Source organism: Stenotrophomonas sp. As-7 (genome assembly GCF_030291015.1).
Classification (GTDB): Bacteria; Pseudomonadota; Gammaproteobacteria; order Xanthomonadales; family Xanthomonadaceae; genus Stenotrophomonas; species Stenotrophomonas lactitubi.
The window spans coordinates 606,686-627,743 of the sequence record NZ_CP127405.1 but is presented as its reverse complement, the minus strand read 5'-3'; the positions used below and the strand labels follow the sequence as shown (position 1 = coordinate 627,743).

Genomic DNA, 21,058 nt, shown 5'->3' with positions numbered 1-21,058 from the left:
ATTCCCCAGACGGCTCATCGTGCCGCCCCGCGCAGGCGCGGCGAAGAGGCCATGTAGTCCAGGTTGGGGCTGAAGAAGGGGTCGCCCTCCTCCCGGTACGGCGAATAGGCCTGCGCCGAGCGGACGAAGTCATTTTCCGGAATCGCGCGCGGGTCACGGGTCTTGGACTCATGGTGGATCATCACCGCACGGGCCACGTAAACCGTGGAAAGGCCACGCGCATAGGCACGCAGGCACAGTTCCACGTCGCTGCCGCAGACGATGAAGCTCTCATCGAAGCCGCCCAGCGAGTCAAACGTGTCACGCGCCACCACCATGCAGGCGCCCGTCACCGCCAGTACCTGACGCTGCAGCACTGGCGAGACGAACAGGTTCTGGTTGTGTACCGGCGCCTCGCCCTTGAAGACATGGTCTGCCCAGCCGCCCATGCCGATGACCACGCCAGCGTGCTGGATGGTCCGGTCCGGATACAGCAACAGCGGGCCGCAGACACCGACGTCCGGACGCAGCGCGTTTTCGGCCAGGCGCTGCAGCCAGTGCGGATCGATGACTTCGGTGTCGTTGTTGAGGAACACCAGTACCTCGCCACGCGCCTGCTGGGCGGCAAGGTTGTTCAGGGCCGACCAGTTGAACGGCACATCGGCGCGGATCACCCGGAAGTCATCACGCTGGCCCATCTGCTGCAGCCACGCCAGCGTCTCCGGGTCGGTCGAGCCGTTGTCCACGACGATGATCTCGAAAGCCGGGTACACGGTCTGCGCGTACAGCGACTCCACGCAGGTGCGCAGCAGGTCAAGCCCGTCGCGGGTGGGAATGATGATGCTCGCCAGCGCGCCCTGGTCGGCATAGCCATAGCGCACGTCGTAGCAGAACAACTGGCTGCCGTCGTCCACGTATGCCCCTGGGTGGCGGCTCTGGACATGGGCCTGCAGCGCGCGCTTGCCCGCATCGTGGGCATACGGCTTGGACCCGGCATTGGCCGCGGTGGAACCGGCATGCGCACGCCAGTGGTACAGGACGCGCGGGACATGGGCGACGCGTGCGCCGGAGGTTACGCAGCGCAACACGAGGTCGTAATCCTGGGAGCCATCGCAGTCGCTGCGCAGGCCACCCATCTGGCGCACCAGCGCCGCATCGAAACTGACCAGGTGGCCCAGGTACATCTGCGACAGGAACAGGTCGTGGTTCCAGTCCGGCTTGAAGTACGGATGGCGCAGCTGGCCATCATCGCCGAGCACATCGTGGTCGGTATAGACCACCTGTGCGCCGGTCTCCAGGTGGCTGGCCACAACCGCGGCCAAGGCCTCCGGCTCGAGCAGGTCGTCGTGGTCCAGGAACGTGATCCAACGCCCCTGCGCCAGCGCAATGGCGGCGTTGGTGGTGGCGGCGATACCTTGGCGGGTGGTGGTGCGCGAGACGCGCAGATTGGGCATCCGCGCAGACAGTTCGGCCAGGATCCGGGCCACGTGCGGCTGGTCCGAGGCATCGTCGTGGATGCACAGTTCCCAGTGGACATAGGTCTGGGACTGGACACTGGCCACGGCTTCACGCAGGAAATTCTCCGGGGTGTTGCAGACCGGCATCACGATGCTGATCAGCCCGGCATCGGCCGGCACCGGCACCGGTGGCTGGGCGGCCAGCCACTGCGCGTAGGCGTCGGGCGCCAACGCGTTGGGCTGCGCCTGGGGGCCATTGGCATAGGCCAGGATGGCCCGCACCAGTTGGCGCGGGCCCTTGCGTGAGGCACGCACGAGCGCGGAGAAAATGCTTCCTGCCGAAACACCTTGGCCCTGCGCACGGCGCAAGCTCCAGTAGATTGCCTTGAGCACGTTGCGCAGCTTGGAAAGCATCAGATATCTCCCTTTTGGTTCGGTGCCAGATCGCACACCATCGTCGACCGGCTCACGACGTAGCCCAAGCAACGAGGTAGCCGGCTACCAGGCCGCCCACCGCCAATGCCAGCATCGCCAGCTTCCATTTCCTGCGCGAGCGTGCGTAGGCCTCGGCATCCTCCTGAAGCTTGTGCTGCAGGTCCTGCCGGGCCCGCGCCTGCTGCTCGCGTTCGTCCTGGAGGCGCGCATCGGCCTGGATCAGCTGATCGTCGCGCTGGGCGACGACCTGGCCGAGTTCGTCGATCTCCGCACTCCGCTGCTGCAATGCCGCCTGCACCTGCTGCAACGCCGCCTGGCCTGCGGCCTCGCGCGACAACCAGTCAGCATCGCCTTGGTCCTTGGCTGCCTGCAACTGGTGTACGTACTCGGCCGTGGTGCCCCATTCTCGCTTGGCCACGGCCAGGTCGGCGATGTACGCATCGAGCATGCGGGCGGTCGATTCCCACTCGCGCTCGGCGTTGTGGGCGCGTAGTGCCAGCGCGCGCAGGCCGCCGGCCAACCCTGTCAGCAGGGCCGTCGCTTCGGCGTCGGAGCCTGCCTGGAAGGGAGGATCGGCACGCAGGCGCGCCGCATCGGCATCGCTGCGCACGGCCACGTAGTACTCGCGGTACGGCGCATCGCTGTGGTCACCGGCGAAGACGCGGCTGTTGTACAGGCGGTCGGCAGCCTGCACCAGCGGCTCCAGTTCGGGGAACTTCACCTTGATGAAATGCGCGCCCATCAGGCCGGCCCACAAATCGGCATTGCCCTGGCCAAAGCGCAACACTTCCATGCCGGCTGCTTCGAACGTCTGCACCACGTCTTCGGTCTGCACCAGGCCGAATTCCTTGTGCTCCTGCAGCCAGACGTAATCTTCGCCGAACAGTTCGTGCCAGCGCCCGTTGGCGTCCAGCTCGGCCCGCTCAACCCACGGCCGCTGCGGGGGGAAGCCCACGATCACGGCACGACCGGCCACCCGTGCCATCTCCGCGATCGCGCGCGTGCGCAGCGCAGCGGGGATGTGTTCCAGCACATCCAGGGACACCACCGCGTCGAACTGCTGGTCGGCAAACGGCAGCGCGGTGGCATCGGCGACCACAAAGTCCGTTTCATCGCCCTCGGCGTGCAGGTCGGTGTACAGGAAGGTAGCCTGCGGCAGGAACTGGCCCAGCAGGCGCTGCCGGTTGGCGCCAACTTCCAGCACGCGCGGCGCATCAAGCGCCAGGGCCTGGAGCAGGTGGGCGGCCGCAGCGTAACGCTGGTAATGGTCGAACGGAATATCAAGAAGCGTCGACGTCATGGACCTTCCACTCATGGGGGATATAGACCACGCCTTCACTGAAGTACGGCGCAGCCACGGTAAACACGCTGGCTTCGGACAGGTAGTCCAGACAGACAAGACCCTTGTCGGTGAACAGGCCAACATCGATACGGTAGGTACCGGTAAGCAGGGTCATCGACGGGATGTGGTAGGTGACCCGGTGCGATCCGCGTGAGGTTGGGATCTGCACGCGTTCCAGATAGGTATTGGGGCCGAATATATGCAGGCCATCCATGCCTTTGATGGCCACACCAAGCAACAGTCCCTGCACAGTGTCGTCGACCACGGTATAGCTGATGTCCACACTCAGCGGCTCGAACGGCGCAAGCATGTCGGTACTCAACGCAACCGTCTCCAGATGCGCGGGGATGCTGTCCGGACGCGGTGCCCTGCACGACTCGGTCGCCGCCTCGCTGGCCTGTTCGCGCCCCAGCTCATAATCGCGGAAACGGTCGGCGACAAAACTCGCCTCACCGTGCAGCTTCACCTTCCCACCTTCCAGCCACAACGCTGTCTGGCAGAAGCGCTTTACCTGCTCCAGCGAATGGGAGACGAACAGGATGGTAGCGCCGCGTGCGCGGATCTGCTCGATCCTTGCCAGGCACTTCATCTGGAAGCGGATGTCGCCTACCGACAGGGCTTCATCGATGATCAGTACGTCCGGCTCGGTGTGGATGGCCACGGAGAACGCGAGTCGTACATACATGCCGCTGGAGTACGTCTTTACCGGACGGTCGAAGAAATCACCAATATCAGCGAAGTCGATGATCGACTGCAGCTTGTCATCCACTTCCCTGCGACTCAGGCCGAGCAGCGATGCACTCAGGTAGACGTTGTCACGCCCAGAAAAATCAGGATTGAATCCCGCTCCCAGTTCCAGCAGGGCTGCGAAGCGGCCATGGATGGCCACCGAACCGGAGGTGGGCCGCACGGTGCCGCACAGAATCTGCAGCAGCGTGGACTTGCCGGCGCCATTGCGACCGATGATGCCAACGGTTTCCCCTCGGGGTACAACCAGATTGACACCATCCAGGGCACGGAAGGTGCGGCTGGTACGATCACCGGAGGGCTTGAGCAATGACAGCAAACGATCGCGTGGGCTGGCATAGACCGGATAGTCTTTGGTCACACTCAGCACTTCGATCGCCGAATCGGCGTTGCCCTGCATCGGGGCGGGCTGTGTGTTGGTCATAGGACGTCCGAGAAACCGCGCGACAGGCGACGGAAAAGAGCATAGGCAATCATGGCCGCCACAATCGACAGCAGGAAATGCGGCAGCAGCACGGCCAGGTCAGGTGCCGTGTTCTGCAGTGTTACCGCCCGCAACTGTTCAATTGGAGTCACCAGAGGGTTGAAGTACACCAGCCCCTTGGCCGCCGCCGGCATCGCATGTGCCGGGAAGAAGATCGGACTGAGGAACAGCAGCACGCTGCTGAGGATGCCGACAAACTGGCCGATGTCGCGCAGGTATACGCCCAATGCCGACAGCGACCAGGCGATGGCCAGCAGCATGGGGGTCATTTCCAGCAGGATCAGCGGCGAGACCAGCGCCCAAGGCGAAGGAGGACCGGACTGCCAGGTCAACACGATCAACAGGATGGCCAAGCCGATTGCCGACGTGGTCAGTGCGGCCGCGACCTTGACAATAGACAGCATTGGGAGCGGGAACACCACTTTCTTAACGAAGTTGGGTTGACCAGCGATGATGCCCGGTGCGGTGATCAGCACTTCCGACAACAAGGTGAATGGCACAAGACCTGCGAACAGCATCAGCGCGAAATCACCGGTGGATTCGGCGCCAGCCCATCGGGCCTTGAAGACACCACTGAAGACCAACGTATAGACGCTCAGCATCAGCAATGGCTGCAGCACCAGCCACAACACGCCAAGCACAGTGGTGCGATACCGCGCTGCCAACTCACGCCCCAGCAGCTGGCGGAAGAGGAACAGGAGATTGGCATGCTTCTGCATGGATCAGCGATTCCCTGCTTCCAGCGCCCGTTCCAGATCCACCTGCAGATCCCCCAGGTCCTCGACACCCACGCTCAACCGCACCAGCGCATCGCTGATGCCCAGCTGCTCGCGACGTGCCACCGGGATCGAGGCATGGGTCATCACCGCCGGGTGGTTCACCAGGCTTTCCACGCCGCCCAGCGACTCGGCCAGGGTGAACAGCTCGGTCTTCTCGCAGAAGCGCTTGGCGGCTTCGAAGCCGCCCTTCAGCACGATCGAGACGATGCCGCCGTAGCCGTTCATCTGCTTGCCCGCCAGCGCATGCTGCGGGTGCGAGGCCAGGCCCGGGTAGATCACCTTCTCCACCGCCGGGTGCTTTTCCAGCCACTGTGCCAGCGCCATCGCGTTGGCGCAGTGCGCCTTCATGCGCAACGGCAGGGTCTTCAGGCCGCGCAGCGCCAGGAAGCTGTCGAACGGGCCCTGCACGCCACCCACCGAGTTCTGCAGGAAGGCCATCTGCTCGGCCAGTTCGGCGTTGTCACCGACCACGACCATGCCACCGACCATGTCCGAGTGGCCATTGAGGTACTTGGTGGCCGAATGCAGCACCAGGTCCGCGCCCAGCTCCAGCGGACGCTGCAGCATCGGCGAGGCGAAGGTGTTGTCGACCACCACGATCAGGCCATGGCGCTTGGCGATGGCGGCGACCGCGGCGATATCGACGATCTTCAGCATCGGGTTGGTGGGGGTCTCGATCCACACCATCTTCGTCTTCGACGTGATCGACGCTTCGAACGCCGCCAGATCAGTCAGGTCGACAAAGCTGAAGTCCAGCCCGGCGGTGCGACGGCGCACGCGCTCGAACAGGCGGAAGCTGCCGCCATAGATGTCGTCCATCGCCACCACGTGGCTGCCTGCATCCAGCAGTTCGATCACCGTCGAGCTGGCGGCCATGCCCGAAGCAAAGGCGAAGCCGCGGGTGCCGCCTTCCAGCGAGGCCACACAACGCTCGTAGGCGAAGCGGGTCGGATTGTGCGTGCGCGAGTACTCGAAGCCCTGGTGCTCGCCCGGGCTGGACTGCGCATAGGTCGAGGTGGCGTAGATCGGCGGCATCACCGCGCCGGTGCTCGGGTCGGGCGACTGGCCGCCATGGATGGCCAGGGTGGCCAGCGCCAGCGCGCGGTCCGGGGAAGAAGCGTTGGACATGTCGTTTCCTGATTGGCGCCGATGACCGGCGCCGTCGAAGGAGCGGGAGTCTATCAGCGCGGCCTTAACGAGCTTTGACGCGGATAAACCGGGATTCAGCAGCGATCTGCGGCGATAAACGCCTTACTGAACGCGCCGACGCAGGTAATTCAGCAGATCAATGCGGGTGATCAGGCCGAGGAAGGCATCACCATCCATCACGATGGCCACCTGGCCACGGTCGAACACCGGCAGCAGCGCCTCGATGGGCGACTTCACATCCAGGCGGTCCAGCTTGCTGACCATGGCGGTGGCCACCGGGTCGCGGAAGCGTGCTTCATCGCCATAGACATGCAGCAGCACGTCGCTTTCGTCGACGATGCCGACCAGCTGGTCGCCATCCATCACCGGCAGCTGCGACACGTCGTACAGCTTCATGCGCTGGTAGGCGGTGGTCAGCAGGTCGTTCGGGCCGATCACCACGGTGTCGCGCTGGCCATACGGGCGCAGGATCAGGTCGCGCAGGTCGCCGTGCTGCGGGCGCTCAAGGAAGCCGTTGTCCAGCATCCAGTAGTCGTTGTACATCTTCGACAGGTACTTGTTGCCGGTATCGCAGACCAGCACCAGCACCTTCTTCGGCGTGGTCTGCGCCTTGCAGTACTTCAGCGCCGCCGCCAGCAGGGTGCCGGTGGAGGAACCGCCAAGGATGCCCTCCTTGGCCAGCAGCTCGCGCGCGGTGTGGAAGCTCTCGGCGTCGGTGATGGCGTAGGCCTGCTTCACCCGGCTGAAGTCGGAGATCGAGGGCAGGAAGTCCTCGCCGATCCCTTCCACCAGCCAGCTGCCCGACTTGTCGTTGAGCACGCCGTCGTTGATGTATTCGGCCAGGATCGAGCCGACCGGATCGGCCAGCACCAGCTCGGTCTTCGGCGACAGCGTGGCGAAGGCGCGCGACAGGCCGGTCATGGTGCCGGAGCTGCCACAGCCGAACACGATGGCATCCAGATCGCCGCCCATCTGCTCGAGGATCTCCGGGCCGGTGCCGAATTCGTGTGCGGCCGGGTTGTCCGGGTTGCCGAACTGGTTGATGAAGTACGCGCCCGGGGTCTGCTCGGCGATGGTCTTGGCCAGGTCCTGGTAGTACTCCGGGTGGCCCTTGGCCACGTCCGAGCGGGTCAGGCGCACTTCGGCACCCATCGCCTTCAGGTTGAAGATCTTCTCCCGGCTCATCTTGTCCGGCACCACCAGGATCAGCTTGTAGCCCTTCTGCTGGGCCACCAGTGCCAGGCCCAGGCCGGTATTGCCGGCGGTGCCTTCGACCAGGGTGGCGCCGGGCTTCAGGTCGCCGCGCTTTTCTGCCGCCTCGATCATCGACAGGCCGATGCGATCCTTGATCGATCCGCCCGGGTTGGCGCTTTCGAGCTTCAGGTAGAGCTCGCAGACGCCGGCATCCAGGCGCTGGGCCTTGACGATCGGGGTCTGGCCGATGAGTTCGAGGACGGAAGAATGGATAGGCATTCGGGGGACTTCGGTTCGCGCCACGCAGGGCCGGACCGATGATTATCCGACGGATGGCGACGAAAGTCAGGCCGGTTCGATGCCAAGGCGACAGCCCGCCCAAAAAGGGATGCGGACGGCCCCGGATCGACGAGGAGACCGGTACCGCCCGCATCGGGGGACGTGCCTGCAGGGCCAAGGCACCACCGCGTGTGGTGCCTTGGCGCGACGCCTGCGTTCAGCGGCGCCGCGTTGCCAGGTCAGGAGTGCCTGGCGGGGCCATCGATGGCCGGGTCATGCCATTCCGGGCACGACCGGGGTGCGTCAATGCGTGGGGGACGACGCTGCGAGCGGTGTTTCGTACATTCGCAGAAGGCGTTGCTTGGCCAGCAGCTTCTCGCGCTTCATTCGACCCAGGGTGACATCATCGATCGGGAGTACACCCAACTCCGCATCCATGCACTTCTTGTTCAACTTGCGGTGCTGGTCATGGAGTGCCCGGAACTCCGGATCGCGCGCGCGACGGGCGTCGATCTCGCTCTGGGGCTGATCTTCAAACATGATGGACCTCCTTCGACAGATACACGAACGCCCCGGCCGCAAGGCCCGGGGCGTTGTTCATGGAGGAGTGCCGATCGATGCCCACATGGGTGCCCACAACAACGTGCGGCACTGGCCTGCGCACGTCGATCTGCTGCGGTTCGCGCCCTGCTTGCATCGGCCCGGCCCTCCCATCGTCCGGTCTGCGTTATTGCGTCCCGGACAATTGACCCTACGCTTGCTCTGGACGGGGTTCAAGCCCCTGCGGCAAAAAGACCGAACCCCGCCGAGGCGGGGTTCAGGCTGAATACTCAACACAACGAAAAACAAACAATATCAAGCAATTACGGGGCGATGACGACCTCGGCCGAGCGGGCCCGGGTGGACGCCGCCTTCTTGCCGGCAACCTGGATGCGGCTGCTGGCGACGCCGGCCGAGACCAGCGCGTCACGCAGTGCATCGGCGCGCTTCTGGCCTACGCCATTGGCACTGTCGTAGGCCTCGATGCGGATCCTGCCCTTCTTGCCGATGTTCACGTACTCGGCCAGGGCCTTGGCCTGGTTGCGGGCGCCGCCGGACAGGCTCGAGGCCCCGGCAGCGAACGCGTCACCGGCAAAGGTGAAGACCTCGCCACGGCCATCGAACTTCGAGCCCGGCAGCTTCTGCCCGGACACCAGCTCGGCTTCCTCACGGGCCAGCTTGGCCGCATTCTGCTGGGCGCTGCTGAGGCGCTGCTGCTGCTTGCCGGCCACGCTGGTCAGGGCGTTCTCGGCATCCTGGCGGGCCAGGGTTTCGGCCTCGGCCGCCTGGCGCAGGCGTTCGGCCTCTTCTGCCTGCATCTGCGCCTGCATCCGCAGCTGCTCGGCTTCCTGGCGGGCGCGGGCGGCATCGCGGCGGCTGGCTTCGATCAGCAGGTCGCTGCGGGTGCGTTCCAGGCGGTCGACCTCACGTGCGGCCAGCGCAGCCCGCACGGCGGTCTCGGCGATCTCGACCCGGCGCTCGGCCAGGTAGGTAGCCAGTTCCTGGTCGCGGCGCTTGGCCTTCTCCAGGGTCGCAATGGCCTGCTGCGCCTGCATGCGCTCGAAGGCGCCCAGCTCGGCGGTGTCCGGATTGGCCTGGATCGACAGCAGGCGCTGGCTGAGCTGGCCGACCATCGGGTTGTCCGCGGCGAGGGCCAGCGTCGGCAGGGCCAGCAGCGTGGCCAGGGTCAGGGCGGAGATGGTCTTCATCGGCGGTCCTCCCCGGTCGACAACTGGCGTTGCAGCTGATTGACCTCGTTGCGGCGCAGCTGCAACTGTGCGGTCGCCGTGGCTTCCTCGCTGCGGGCACGGGCCAGATCGGCGTCAACGGCTGCACGCAGGGCCATGGCCGGCGCGTTCTTGCGCTCGCGGCGGTCGCCCGCGGCACGCTGGGCCTGCTCCAGTCCCTGACGGGCCAGCCCGATCAGGTCCGGGGCGTACTGGTCGGCATCGGCCTGGGTGGCTTTGTCCACCGCCTGCCGGGCCTGCGCCAGTTCCAACGCGCCGTCCTGCGCCCAGGCGGGGGCAGAGAGTGCGAATGCAAACGCCATCACATACAGGCTGTGGCGCATTCGTGCGAAGCTAAGTCGTTTCATTGGGGAGGCCGTACCGGTTGTCGGTTCGCGGCCATTGTCGTCAAGCCGGTACCGTGCTTGCAACGGGCACCGGCAGTTTCGTTGGGGAAAATTCGCAATGGATATCGGCTACTTCCTGAAGCTGATGACCGAAAAGAACGCTTCGGACATGTTCTTGACCACCGGCGCGCCGGTGTACATCAAGATCGAGGGCAAGCTGTATCCGCTCGGCAATACCGGCCTGCCGCCGGGAATGGTGAAGAAGATCGCCTACTCGCTGATGGACGAGGGCCAGGTGCCCCAGTTCGAGCGCGAGCTGGAGCTCAACATGGCCATCGCCCTGGCCGATGCCGGGCGTTTCCGAGTCAACGTGTTCAAGCAGCGCGGTGAAGTGGGCATGGTCATCCGCGCCATCCGCAGCCGGATTCCGAGCATCGAAGAGCTCAACCTGCCGCAGGTGCTGAAGGACGTCATCATGACTCCGCGCGGGCTGGTGCTGGTGGTGGGGTCCACCGGCTCCGGCAAGTCCACCTCGCTGGCGTCGATGATCGATCACCGCAACAGCACCACCACCGGTCACATCCTCACCATCGAGGACCCGATCGAGTACCTGCACAAACACAAGATGTCGATCGTCAACCAGCGCGAGGTCGGGCTCGATACCCACACCTTCCACGACGCGCTGAAGAACGCGATGCGTGAAGCACCCGACGTGATCCTGATCGGCGAGATCCTGGATGCGGAAACGATGGAGGCGGCAATCGCCTTCGCCGAAACCGGTCACCTGTGCCTGGCCACCCTGCATTCCAACAACGCCGACCAGACCATCGAGCGCATCCTCAACTTCTTCCCGGAAAGCGCGCACAAGAACGTGCTGATGAACCTGGCGCTGAACCTGCGTGCGGTGGTCAGCCAGCGTCTGGTGAAGAACAAGGAGGGGCGCCGCCTGCCAGCCACCGAAGTGCTGATCAACACGCCGATGATCCGCGACCTGCTGCGTCGCGGCCAGGTGCACGAGATCAAGGCAGCAATGGAGGCGTCGCTGGAAGAAGGCATGGAGAGCTTCGACCAGTGCCTGTTCCGTTTGGCCAAGAACGGCACCATCGATCAGGAAGAGGCACTGCGTGCGGCCGACTCCCGCGATGGCCTGGCGCTGAAATTCCGCCTGTCCGAAGGCGGCAGCGGCGAGCATGATCCGTATGCGGACTTCTCGGCCGGCGCGCCGAGCATTACCCACGGGTTCTGACGACGCGCCCGCCGGGCATGGCCCGGCGCACCACCACGCGTCCGGTAGCGCCGGGCCATGCCCGGCGGAATCTGAAGGGTTAAGGGGTGGTCTCATCCGATGAGACCCCTCGTGCGTAGGTTTCTTCAATGGAAACCATACGCAAGCTGGCCATCCTTGCCGACGCCGCAAAATACGATGCGTCCTGCGCCTCCAGCGGCGCGGGCAAGCGCGATTCGCGCGCCTCCGGCGGCATCGGCAGTACCGAAGGCATGGGCATCTGCCACAGCTACACGCCCGATGGCCGCTGCGTGTCGTTGCTGAAGATCCTGCTGACCAACTTCTGCGTCTACGACTGCGCTTACTGCGTGAACCGGGTGTCCAGCAACGTGCAGCGCGCGCGTTTCAGCGTGGACGAAGTGGTCACGCTCACCCTGGACTTCTACAAGCGCAACTACATCGAAGGCCTGTTTCTTTCCAGCGGCATCATCCGCAATGCGGACTACACGATGGAACGCATGGTGGAAGTGGCACGACGGCTGCGCGAGGAACATCGGTACGCCGGCTACATCCACCTGAAGACCATCCCCGAGGCATCGCCGGAGCTTCTGGCCGCTGCGGGTCGTTACGCCGATCGCCTGTCGATCAACGTTGAACTGCCCACCGAGGCGGGCCTGGCCACCCTCGCCCCGGAAAAGACCAGCACATCGATCCGCGGCGCGATGGGGGAGCTGCGCTGGCGCATCGAAGAAGCCAAGGAGGCCCGCAAGGCACCGGCAGTGATCGCGCCGGTTGCCAGCCGCAGCGCGCGCCCTCGCCCGCCCCGCTTCGCACCGGCCGGGCAGAGCACGCAGATGATCGTCGGCGCCGACGGTGCCAGTGACCAGCAGATCCTGACCAGCGCCGACAGCCTCTACGGCAACTACCGCATGCGCCGGGTGTACTACTCCGCCTTCAGCCCGATTCCCGATGCGAGCCGCCAGCTACCGCTGCAACCGCCCCCGCTGCAGCGCGAGCACCGGCTGTACCAGGCCGACTGGCTGCTGCGTTTCTACGGCTATGGCGTGGAGGAGATCACCGACACCACCCAGGGCGGCATGCTGGACCTGGACATCGATCCGAAGATGGCCTGGGCGATACGGCATCCGGAGCGCTTCCCGGTGGACCTGAACCTTGCACCGAAGGAGCTGCTGCTGCGGGTGCCCGGGCTGGGCGTGCGCAACGTCAAGCGCGTGCTGATGGCACGCCGCCACGGTCGTCTACGCGTCGCCGACCTGGCCCGGCTGAAGGCACCGATGAGCAAGCTGCTGCCGTTCGTGCAGCTGGCCGACCACCATCCCCGCAACGCGCTCGATGATCCGACGGCGCTACGCGCGAAGCTGGCCCCACCGCCGCGCCAGGGCTCGCTGTTCGATGCCGCGCCCGCTGCCTGAGATGCAACGCTGGTCTTTGCGGGTGGACCCGCCGTGGTCACTGGACGCCTGGCGCAACGCGGCACGGGAGGCGCTGCTGCGCGGCGTGCGCCCTGAACAGCTGGACTGGCTGGTGGATTCAGAATCGTCCCTGCTGGATGCGCCAGCGGTGCAGCAGGCGCCGTTGCCCGACGGTGCCACCGCACCGAACGTGCCGCGCGACTTCGTGGAACTGGCCGCGACCTGCCTGTGCCATCGCGATCCGCAGCGCCTGCCGTTGCTGTACCGCCTGCTGTGGCGCATCGCCCACGGCGAACGTACGGTGCTGTCCAATCCGGCCGATGCCGATGTGCTGCGTTTGATGGCGCTGGCGCAGGCGGTGCGCCGCGATACGCACAAGATGAAGGCCTTCGTGCGCTTCCGCGAGGTGCCCGGCGAGACCGACGCGTTCATCGCCTGGTTCGAGCCCGATCACAACATCGTCGATCGCGTCGCGCCGTTCTTCGCCCGCCGTTTCGCCGGCATGCGCTGGGCGATCCTGACGCCCACGCGCAGCGTGCAGTGGGATGGCAGCGCGTTATGGTTCGGCGATGGCGGCACCCGCCAGGATGCCCCCGCCGAAGACGCACGCGAAACGCTGTGGCAGACCTATTACGCCAGCATCTTCAATCCGGCGCGGCTCAACACGCGGATGATGCAGCAGGAAATGCCCACCCGGTACTGGAAGCACCTTCCCGAAGCACAGCTGTTGCCTGGCCTTGTCCGCGATGCGGCCAACCGCGTGCAGGAGATGCACGATCGGCCGGCGCAGGCCCCGCAACGACGTATTCCAGCGCGGCCGAACGGTGCCATCGATGCCGCTGCGGACGATGGCAGCCTGCAGGCACTGCGCCAGCAAGCAGCCGTCTGCCGGCAGTGCCCGCTGTGGGAGGCGTCCACCCAGACCGTGTTCGGCGAAGGTCGTGCCGATGCACACATCATGCTGGTGGGCGAACAGCCCGGCGATGTCGAGGACCTGAGTGGCCGCCCCTTCGCGGGCCCGGCCGGCAAGCTGCTGGACCGCGCGCTGCAGGAACTGGGCATCGAACGCAGCACGCTGTACCTGACCAACGCGGTGAAGCATTTCCACCACGAACGGCGCGGCAAGGTGCGCCTGCACAAGCGCCCGGAGAGCCGTCATGTACACGCCTGCCGGCCGTGGCTGCAGGGCGAGGTCGCACGGGTGAAACCGCAGGTGATCGTCTGCCTGGGTGCCACCGCAGCGACCGCGTTGTTCGGCAGCGGCTTCAACCTGATGCGCGACCGTGGTCGCTGGCACGTGCTGGACGATGGGACCCGTGGTTACGCCACGGTGCATCCGGCCTGGGTGCTGCGGCAGAAGGATGAAGCGCGGCGCGAGGACGCCTACAGGCTGTTCCGCGATGACCTGCGGCAGCTGCTGGTGGCCGATTCCGCGCGCGCCGGAGACCGGTAGCGCCGGGCCATGCCCGGCGAGCACAGCGGCACGTCAGGCGGCGTCGATCTGCTTTTCCGGGCGTGCACCGGTGAATGCGTCCAGCTGCTGGCAGGCAGTCTCGATCCGGCGGAGGATCGGGTACGGCGCCAGATCCAGACCAAACCGATGCGCGTTGTACATCTGCGGCAACAGGCAGATGTCAGCCAGGCCCGGGCGGTCACCGTGGCAGAACGTGCCTGTCTCCCCACTGGCTGCCAGCATCGTCTCCATCGCCGCGAAGCCTTCGGCCATCCAGTGCAGCGTCCATTGCGTGCGTGCATCGGCCGGCAACTGCAGATCGCGCTCGAGGTACTGCATCACCCGCAGGTTGTTGATCGGGTGGATGTCGCAGGCCACCAGTTGCGCCAGCGCCCGCACCCGTGCACGGCCAGCGGCATCGGCCGGCAGCAGCGGCACCTGCGGGAAGCGCTCTTCCAGATAATCCAGGATCGCCAGTGACTGGGTCAGCACGTGACCGTCGTGCAGCAGCGTCGGCACCAGCTGCTGCGGGTTGAGCCCGCGGTAGGCGTCCTGGTGCTGCTCACCGCCCTCGCGCACCAGGTGCACCGGTCGTGATTCGAAGGCCAGGCCTTTCAATGCCAGGCCGATGCGCACGCGGTAGGCGGCGCTGGATCGCCAGTAGGTGTACAGCACGATGCCGTCGTCGACCGGAATCTCCATCGCCGCCTCCATGCTCAGGGCTTGGCCGCCTGTTCGATGCGCTGCTCGATCGCACCGAAGATGCTGTTGCCGGCGGCATCGAGCATTTCGATGCGGACCACGTCGCCGAAGGACATGAACGGCGTGCTCGGCTTGCCGTCGCGCAGGGTTTCCACCACGCGCTGTTCGGCGAAGCAGGACGCGCCCTTGCTGGTGTCTTCGTTGGCGATGGTGCCCGAGCCGACGATGGTGCCGGCACTGAGCGGGCGCGTCTTCGCCGCGTGTGCAACCAGCTGGGCGAAGTTGAACTGCATGTCGACACCGGCTTCCGGCGCGCCGAACCACTTATCGTTGATGTGGGTCAGCAGCGGCAGGTGCACCTTGCTGTCCTGCCAGGCAGCGCCCAGCTCATCGGGGGTGACGAACACCGGCGACAACGCCGAGCGCGGCTTGGACTGCAGGAAGCCGAAGCCCTTGGCCAGCTCGCCCGGGATCAGGTTGCGCAGCGAGACGTCGTTGACCAGACCGACCAGCTGGATGTGGCCGGCGGCCTGCTCAGGGGTGGCCGCCATCGGCACATCGTCGGTGATCACCACGATCTCTGCTTCCAGGTCGATGCCGTAGTCCTCGCTGACCACCTTGACCGCGTCGCGCGGGCCGTAGAAGCCGGCGCTGGTGGCCTGGTACATCAGTGGATCGCTGTAGAAGCTCTCCGGCACCTCGGCGCCGCGGGCGCGACGGACCCGCTCGACGTGCGGCAGGTAGGCGCTGCCATCAACGAATTCATAGGCGCGCGGCATCGGCGCGGCCAGGGCCTGCGGGTCCAGGTCGAACACGCCATCGGCGTCACCGGCATTGAGCGAGTCATACAGGGCGTTCAGGCGCGGAGCCAGATGGCTCCAGTCCTCCAGGGCCAACTGCAGGGTGGCGGCGATGCCGGTGGCGCGCACGCCGTGGCGCAGATCACGCGAGACGACGATCAGGGTGCCGTCGCGGCCGCCTTCCTTCAAGGAACCAAGCTTCATGGTGGGTGTCCGGAGTCGTGGGCAAACAAGTTTCAAGTGTAATAAAATATGCGGCGGCGCCAAGCTGCAGCGCGGCATCGGGCCACCCTACCGTAGTGGGGGGTGTCAGGCAGGGCTGCGCCCTGCACCTGCAGATGCTTTCAAGCCACAGCCGGAGCAACATCCAAAGCGGCATTCCGTGGGATGGCGGGGCGGTATCGGATTGCGGGGACGCCGTAAACCCATCCCTGGGGGCTTGGCCGCGGCATCCATGCCGCGGACACCCCGCAATCCGACACCACCCCGCCTCTGACAGTTTTCCGGTGTCTGGTAGATCCACGCCATGCGTGGATGAATCTCCATCGAAATCGAATATTTCGACAATTGAACGTAGATCCACGCATGGCGTGGATCACCGTGTCGACCAAGGTCGACACCTACCAGGAGCAGGCCATGCAATTCCGACAGATCGCGGAAATCTGTCGAAGGCGGGGTGGGTCCGGTTGCGGGGGTGTCCGCGGCATGGATGCCGCGGCCAAGCCTACAGGGACGTACTTGCGGCGTCCCCCGCAACCGGACCCACCCCGCCATCCCACGGAATGCCCGCTGTTGACGTTGCCGTTGCCTTGGCCTCGGCGGGTGCAGGGCGCAGCCCTGCCGGAAACCCCAACCTGAACAGCCTGTTTTGCGTCAGGTCTCATCCTTCCGCTAGACTATGCGGGTCTGCAGCGGCCGTCCGTTTCCCTCCGGGATCGCCGGCGACAGGGGTCCGCCCCATCGCCCGCCCCCACTCCGACGCCGTTCGTCACGCATTCCAGCCTGCGCTTCGCGTTGGCTGCACCCAATTCTCGCAGCGCGGTTCACGGGAACGCTCCGAGTCAGCCGATCAGTTTGATCTGCCCCCGTCTGTCCGTTCGGACAGGCGTTAACTGTACTTGGAGCAATCTCGATGTCTTTTGAATCCCTGGGCCTTGCGCCCTTCCTGCTGCGTGCGCTCGCCGAGCAGGGCTACGAAACCCCGACCCCGATCCAGCAGCAGGCGATCCCGCTGGTGCTGGCCGGTCGCGACCTGCTGGCCGGCGCACAGACCGGCACCGGCAAGACCGCCGCGTTCGGCCTGCCGCTGCTGCAGCATCTGGGCACCGCTTCGCAGGAAGTGCGTACCGGCCCGCGCAAGCCGCGCGCGCTGATCCTGGCACCGACCCGCGAACTGGCCACTCAGGTGCATGACAGCCTGCGCGGTTACAGCAAGTACCTGCGCATTCCCAGCGCCTGCATCTACGGCGGCGTCGGCATGGGCAACCAGCTCGACATCCTGCGTCGCGGCGTGGACCTGCTGGTGGCCTGCCCGGGCCGCCTGATCGACCACCTGGAGCGCCGCAGCATCGACCTGTCCGGCATTGAACTGCTGGTGCTGGACGAAGCCGACCGCATGCTGGACATGGGCTTCCTGCCCTCGATCAAGCGCATCCTGGCCAAGCTGCCCAAGCAGAACCGCCAGACCCTGCTGTTCTCGGCCACCTTCGAGGACAACATCCGCCAGTTGGCACTGGAGTTCATGCGCAACCCGGAACAGATCCAGGTGACGCCGAAGAACACCGTGGCCGAGACCATCACCCACAAGGTGCATCCGGTCGATGGCAGCCGCAAGCGCGACCTGCTGCTGCACCTGTTGGCGCAGGACAGCCGCGAGCAGACCCTGGTGTTTGCCCGCACCAAGCACGGCAGCGACAAGCTGGCCGCGTTCCTGGAAAAGTCCGGCATCAAGACCGCGGCGATCCACGGCAACAAGAGCCAGGGCCAGCGCCTGCGTGCGCTGGGTGACTTCAAGGCCGGCCGTGTCACCGTACTGGTGGCCACCGACATCGCCGCGCGCGGTATCGACATCAACGAGCTGCCGAAGGTGATCAACTTCGATCTGCCGATGGTGGCCGAAGACTACGTGCACCGCATTGGCCGTACCGGCCGCAACGGTGCTACCGGTGAAGCGATTTCGCTGGTGGCGCAGGATGAAGTGAAGCTGCTGCGTGCGATCGTGCGCCTGCTCGGCCGCGACATGGACATCCGCGATGTGCCGGGCTTCGAGCTGCAGACGCCGATCCGCTGGGGCAACAGTGCACCGGGCAAGGCCGAGGCCGATACCGGCGAGCGCGTGCCGCGCAAGACCCACGCCCGCCGTCCGCACGGCGATGCGCCGCGTCATGCACATGCAGGCCCGAAGAAGGCCGGCGGTGGCCGTCGCGAGGGCGCTGGCAACGGCCAGCAGCGCGCGGGCGCAGGTGCCGGTCAGGGCCAGCGTCGCGGTGGCGGTGCCAATACGGGTGGCGGTCGTGGCCGCGGCCAGGGTAGCGGCGGCGGTCGCGCCAGCTGATCCCAGCTGACAGGGATGGCGTCTCCCGCTGCGCGGGGGCTGCTTATCAGGGGACGACGCTAACGCGTCGTCCCTTTTTTGTTGCTGGCTGCCGGGTGGTTTGAGAGCTGGCGGTGGGCTGCGTCGAGGGCGGATGGGCTGCGCAGGACCGTTGGCGCCATGGGCCCGAGGCATGCCTCGGGCGGGTTGGGCAGGACGCACAACCCCGGTCTTGCCGTGTGCGCAGGACAGCGCACACGAGCAAGGCGCCATCGAGCTTACATGGACGTATTTACAGCGTGTCCTGCGCAGCCCGCCCGGCCTCCCCGCCCACGTATCAATCAAGGCGCCGAACGCTTCAACCCCGCGCTTTACTCGGATTCACCAGATTCCCGAAGAAGATCGCATTGATCAGCAACCGGTCGGTGCCATGCCAGTACTTGCGATGCGCCGGATCATCCGCAAACAGGATCACGTTGCCCTGCCCCTGCGCCGACACCAGCAGCCACGCACTCCCCGCCACGCGACTGCGGTTGCGCTCGGACAGATACCCGTTCACCCGTGGCGTGTCGTCGATCCGTACCACCGTGGAAAACCCGTTCGTGCTCGGCTGCAGGATGACCGTGTTCTCCTTGTTGATCGCCAGTTGCCGGCGCGGCACGCCGAACGCCAAAGGATGGCTGGGATCGACGTCGGCGCTGAGGATGTTGCCGCTGACACGCTCGATCGCGGCGATATCGCGCTGGTCGCCGAAGGCGCGGCGCGCGCTGTCTCCCGAGTCCTCTTCCTTGCCCAGCTTCTCTCCGTCGGCGAGCTTCTGTTCGATCGCCCACTTTGAAGCGCTGCCATAGGTCACCAGTGACCCACCGGCCTGGATCCAGCGCTTCAATGCCGCTACGGCGGTTGCGTCGATGCCCGTGTAGGTGCCGCCGGAGAGCACGATCGTGGTGTAGCGGTCCAGCGACACCTTGCCCAGCTGCTGCGGGTCCAGTTTGCTGGCCGGCAGGCGCAGCTGCTGGTCGAGCAGGAACCAGGCCGAACCGATTTCGGTGGCGGCCACGCCCTCGCCCATCACCAGCGCCACGGCTGGCTTGCGTAGTGCCTTGACGCCATCACTGCCAAGGTCGATGCCATCGCGGCTGCGGCCACTGGACAGCGCATGCACCTGCACGCCGGCTGCCCGCGCTGCAGCGGCGACCGCTTCCTGCAGCGCCGCGCCCTGCAGTGGCTGCCCGGCCACCGGTACCACGATGCTGCCACCGGCAAAGGCTACGTCGCCCTGCGCGGTGCTGGCGGTGAACGGCTGGAAGGTGGCACGCGTGGACAAGCCCTTGGCCTGCAGGCTGGCCAGTGCGCGGCCCGCGCTGTAGTCGCGCCAGTCAATGACGTAGGCGAAGCCCGCTTCACCACCGATCACTCCGCCCTGTACCGCGGGAACCTCGAGCACGCGGGCGCCGCCGTCGATGCGGCTGCGGCTGCCGGCAGAGGCCACGCCGTAGGCCGGGGCGATCGCATAGCTGGTGCTGCCGTAGAACACGTCGCCCTTGATCGGCGGGGTCTCGGCGAAGATCGAATGGACCAGCCGGAACTGCGCCTGCTGCACCGGCACCACGTAGGCGCTGCCTGCTTCGAAACGCTGGCCATCCACGGTGACGGCGCGATCCAGCGCATGCACTTCAATCCTGTGCAGCAACAGCAGTTCCAGCAGGCGCCGGGTCAATGCCGGATCATGCGCATCGCCGAACACGAAGCTCTTTACCGGCTGCTGCGCGGCCTGCTTCAGCGCGCTCTGGAAGAACTGCTTCTGCAGATCGAACAGGGCGCTGCGCTCGGTCACCGCGCCGCGCACGGTGCCCAAGCCGGTGGCCACCTGGTTGCGGATGGTGAACGGGAACGTCAGCAGGCCATTCACCGATTCCTGCACGCGACCGCGCGAGCTGGCCTGTTCGACGGTGACACCAACCGCGCCGTGGAAGTCCGGATAGGTAGAGCCGTACACGGGCGAGAAATTGTCGAAGTTCTCACCGGTGTAGTACAGCGAACCCAGCGCATCGAGCGCTTGGGCATGGTACTTGGCCAGGGTCTTGTTGAACTCGTACGACGCCGCCGGGATCAATGGACTGTGCATGCTCTTCGGCGATGGCTCGAAGTAGTACGTGCTGTCCTTGCCCATCTCGTGGAAGTCGATCTGCACGTTCGGGTACCACTGGTGGAACTGCGCTACCTTGGGTCGCGAATCCTGCTGGGTCAGCGCCAGCCAATCGCGATTGAGATCGGTGAAGTAGTGGTTGGTGCGGCCCTGCGGGAACGGCTCAACGTGCTCCTTGTCGGCCGGATCGGCCGAGGCCGGATCTGACGCCCAGGCGTTGTGCCAGTTGGCGGCGCGGTCGCGGCCATCGGGATTCTGCGCCGGATCGAACAGCACCACCGCCTGCTGCAGCCACTGCTGCGTTTCCGCGCTGCGGTTGGCCACCAGGTAGTACGCGGTCAGCATCGCCGCTTCGCCGCTGGAGGTCTCGTTGCCGTGCACGCTGTAGCCCAGCCACACCACCACCGGACTGTCACCGGCAGCGCTGCGCGGCTGTGCCGGATCGACCAGGGTCGCGTGCTGCTGGCGGATCTGTTCCAGCCGCGCGTGGTTGCCGGCAGCGGTGACCGTGGCGATCAGCAGCGGACGGCCCTCATAGCTGCGGCCGATCTCGCGCACGCTGATCCTGTCCGAGTGCTTGGCCAGCTCCTGGAAGTAGGCCACCAGCTGGTCGTGGCGGGTGTAACGGCTGCCGATCGGATAGCCGAGGAACTGCTCCGGCGTGGGAATGGCGCTATCGAAGGCCGCTGCATCGGTGGTCTTCGGGAAGAAATAGGCACTCTGCGCATGCACCGCAGACGGCAGCGATACGGCGGTGGCGACGGCAAGCAACAGCGGGAAAACAGCACGGCGGTGGAAGGACACG

16 protein-coding genes are annotated in these 21,058 nt (G+C 65.8%); 4 read left to right on the top strand and 12 right to left on the bottom strand.

What is annotated here, in order from left to right; translation table 11 throughout:
* Positions 1-14 precede the first annotated feature (14 nt).
* The 9 genes from QP457_RS02890 to QP457_RS02850 all read right to left on the bottom strand — a co-directional run bounded on the left by QP457_RS02890 (position 15) and on the right by QP457_RS02850 (position 9,955).
* Complete coding sequence (locus tag QP457_RS02890; protein ID WP_240196557.1) at positions 15-1,850, bottom strand: glycosyltransferase family 2 protein; 1,836 nt, start codon at positions 1,848-1,850, stop codon at positions 15-17.
* 52 nt (positions 1,851-1,902) lie between these two features.
* The gene (locus QP457_RS02885) at positions 1,903-3,171 is read right to left on the bottom strand and encodes a methyltransferase domain-containing protein (RefSeq protein ID WP_205405349.1); all 1,269 of its coding nucleotides are present in this window, start codon (positions 3,169-3,171) and stop codon (positions 1,903-1,905) included.
* On the bottom strand, positions 3,152-4,360 hold the full coding sequence (locus QP457_RS02880) for an ABC transporter ATP-binding protein (protein ID WP_240196562.1): 1,209 nt from the start codon (positions 4,358-4,360) through the stop codon (positions 3,152-3,154). The genes QP457_RS02885 and QP457_RS02880 overlap by 20 nt, the downstream gene beginning before the upstream one ends.
* A gap of 20 nt (positions 4,361-4,380) precedes the next feature.
* Positions 4,381-5,163 (bottom strand): ABC transporter permease, encoded by a 783-nt coding sequence (locus QP457_RS02875; protein WP_099820396.1) that lies wholly within the window; start codon positions 5,161-5,163, stop codon positions 4,381-4,383.
* A 3-nt stretch (positions 5,164-5,166) separates the two neighbouring features.
* Positions 5,167-6,351 (bottom strand): cystathionine gamma-synthase, encoded by a 1,185-nt coding sequence (locus tag QP457_RS02870; RefSeq protein ID WP_205405350.1) that lies wholly within the window; start codon positions 6,349-6,351, stop codon positions 5,167-5,169.
* A 123-nt stretch (positions 6,352-6,474) separates the two neighbouring features.
* The gene (locus tag QP457_RS02865) at positions 6,475-7,845 is read right to left on the bottom strand and encodes a pyridoxal-phosphate dependent enzyme (RefSeq protein WP_180166682.1); all 1,371 of its coding nucleotides are present in this window, start codon (positions 7,843-7,845) and stop codon (positions 6,475-6,477) included.
* 303 nt (positions 7,846-8,148) lie between these two features.
* Entirely contained in the window at positions 8,149-8,385 is a 237-nt protein-coding gene (locus QP457_RS02860) for a YdcH family protein (RefSeq protein ID WP_093818802.1), read from the bottom strand.
* A gap of 323 nt (positions 8,386-8,708) precedes the next feature.
* Positions 8,709-9,593, bottom strand: a complete 885-nt coding sequence (locus QP457_RS02855) for a hypothetical protein (protein WP_205405351.1) — start codon at positions 9,591-9,593, stop codon at positions 8,709-8,711.
* Positions 9,590-9,955, bottom strand: coding sequence for a DUF4398 domain-containing protein (locus tag QP457_RS02850; protein WP_089238584.1), 366 nt, complete (start codon positions 9,953-9,955; stop codon positions 9,590-9,592). The genes QP457_RS02855 and QP457_RS02850 overlap by 4 nt, the downstream gene beginning before the upstream one ends.
* 121 nt (positions 9,956-10,076) lie before the next feature.
* On the opposite strand from QP457_RS02850, the gene QP457_RS02845 reads away from it, so the two are divergent.
* The 3 genes from QP457_RS02845 (at position 10,077) to QP457_RS02835 (ending at position 14,069) form a co-directional block, all read left to right on the top strand.
* Positions 10,077-11,204: a PilT/PilU family type 4a pilus ATPase gene (locus tag QP457_RS02845; RefSeq protein ID WP_100554661.1), complete on the top strand. Its 1,128-nt coding sequence runs from the start codon at positions 10,077-10,079 to the stop codon at positions 11,202-11,204.
* Between the two features lie 128 nt (positions 11,205-11,332).
* Positions 11,333-12,616 (top strand): putative DNA modification/repair radical SAM protein, encoded by a 1,284-nt coding sequence (locus QP457_RS02840; protein ID WP_205405352.1) that lies wholly within the window; start codon positions 11,333-11,335, stop codon positions 12,614-12,616.
* A complete protein-coding gene (locus QP457_RS02835) occupies positions 12,597-14,069 on the top strand; it encodes a UdgX family uracil-DNA binding protein (protein ID WP_205405353.1) in 1,473 nt (490 codons plus the stop codon). Before QP457_RS02840 ends, QP457_RS02835 begins: the two co-directional genes overlap by 20 nt.
* Before the next feature lie 33 nt (positions 14,070-14,102).
* On the opposite strand, the gene maiA is transcribed toward QP457_RS02835, so the two are convergent.
* Together maiA and QP457_RS02825 are read right to left on the bottom strand one after the other, a co-directional pair.
* Complete coding sequence (gene maiA, locus QP457_RS02830; protein ID WP_205405354.1) at positions 14,103-14,771, bottom strand: maleylacetoacetate isomerase; 669 nt, start codon at positions 14,769-14,771, stop codon at positions 14,103-14,105.
* 14 nt (positions 14,772-14,785) lie between these two features.
* Entirely contained in the window at positions 14,786-15,775 is a 990-nt protein-coding gene (locus tag QP457_RS02825) for a fumarylacetoacetate hydrolase family protein (protein WP_191078366.1), read from the bottom strand.
* A 928-nt stretch (positions 15,776-16,703) separates the two neighbouring features.
* Here QP457_RS02825 and QP457_RS02820 point away from each other — a divergent pair.
* On the top strand, positions 16,704-18,125 hold the full coding sequence (locus tag QP457_RS02820; protein ID WP_205405355.1) for a DEAD/DEAH box helicase: 1,422 nt from the start codon (positions 16,704-16,706) through the stop codon (positions 18,123-18,125).
* A gap of 337 nt (positions 18,126-18,462) precedes the next feature.
* Here the strand turns inward: QP457_RS02820 and QP457_RS02815 are convergent, their stop codons facing one another.
* Entirely contained in the window at positions 18,463-21,057 is a 2,595-nt protein-coding gene (locus QP457_RS02815; protein ID WP_205405356.1) for a M14 family zinc carboxypeptidase, read from the bottom strand.
* Between the last annotated feature and the right edge of the window lies 1 nt (position 21,058).

Bases quoted from the DNA above. Each gene is read 5' to 3' on its own strand.
- QP457_RS02885 (WP_205405349.1), bottom strand. From the start codon at position 3,171: ATGACGTCGACGCTTCTTGATATTCCGTTCGACCATTACCAGCGTTAC.
- QP457_RS02850 (WP_089238584.1), bottom strand. From the start codon at position 9,955: ATGCGCCACAGCCTGTATGTGATGGCGTTTGCATTCGCACTCTCTGCC.
- QP457_RS02890 (WP_240196557.1), bottom strand. From the start codon at position 1,850: ATGCTTTCCAAGCTGCGCAACGTGCTCAAGGCAATCTACTGGAGCTTG.
- QP457_RS02860 (WP_093818802.1), bottom strand. From the start codon at position 8,385: ATGTTTGAAGATCAGCCCCAGAGCGAGATCGACGCCCGTCGCGCGCGC.
- QP457_RS02880 (WP_240196562.1), bottom strand. From the start codon at position 4,360: ATGCAGGGCAACGCCGATTCGGCGATCGAAGTGCTGAGTGTGACCAAA.
- QP457_RS02820 (WP_205405355.1), top strand. From the start codon at position 16,704: ATGTCTTTTGAATCCCTGGGCCTTGCGCCCTTCCTGCTGCGTGCGCTC.
- QP457_RS02855 (WP_205405351.1), bottom strand. From the start codon at position 9,593: ATGAAGACCATCTCCGCCCTGACCCTGGCCACGCTGCTGGCCCTGCCG.
- QP457_RS02825 (WP_191078366.1), bottom strand. From the start codon at position 15,775: ATGAAGCTTGGTTCCTTGAAGGAAGGCGGCCGCGACGGCACCCTGATC.
- QP457_RS02840 (WP_205405352.1), top strand. From the start codon at position 11,333: ATGGAAACCATACGCAAGCTGGCCATCCTTGCCGACGCCGCAAAATAC.
- QP457_RS02875 (WP_099820396.1), bottom strand. From the start codon at position 5,163: ATGCAGAAGCATGCCAATCTCCTGTTCCTCTTCCGCCAGCTGCTGGGG.
- maiA (WP_205405354.1), bottom strand. From the start codon at position 14,771: ATGGAGATTCCGGTCGACGACGGCATCGTGCTGTACACCTACTGGCGA.
- QP457_RS02835 (WP_205405353.1), top strand. From the start codon at position 12,597: ATGCCGCGCCCGCTGCCTGAGATGCAACGCTGGTCTTTGCGGGTGGAC.
- QP457_RS02870 (WP_205405350.1), bottom strand. From the start codon at position 6,351: ATGTCCAACGCTTCTTCCCCGGACCGCGCGCTGGCGCTGGCCACCCTG.
- QP457_RS02845 (WP_100554661.1), top strand. From the start codon at position 10,077: ATGGATATCGGCTACTTCCTGAAGCTGATGACCGAAAAGAACGCTTCG.
- QP457_RS02865 (WP_180166682.1), bottom strand. From the start codon at position 7,845: ATGCCTATCCATTCTTCCGTCCTCGAACTCATCGGCCAGACCCCGATC.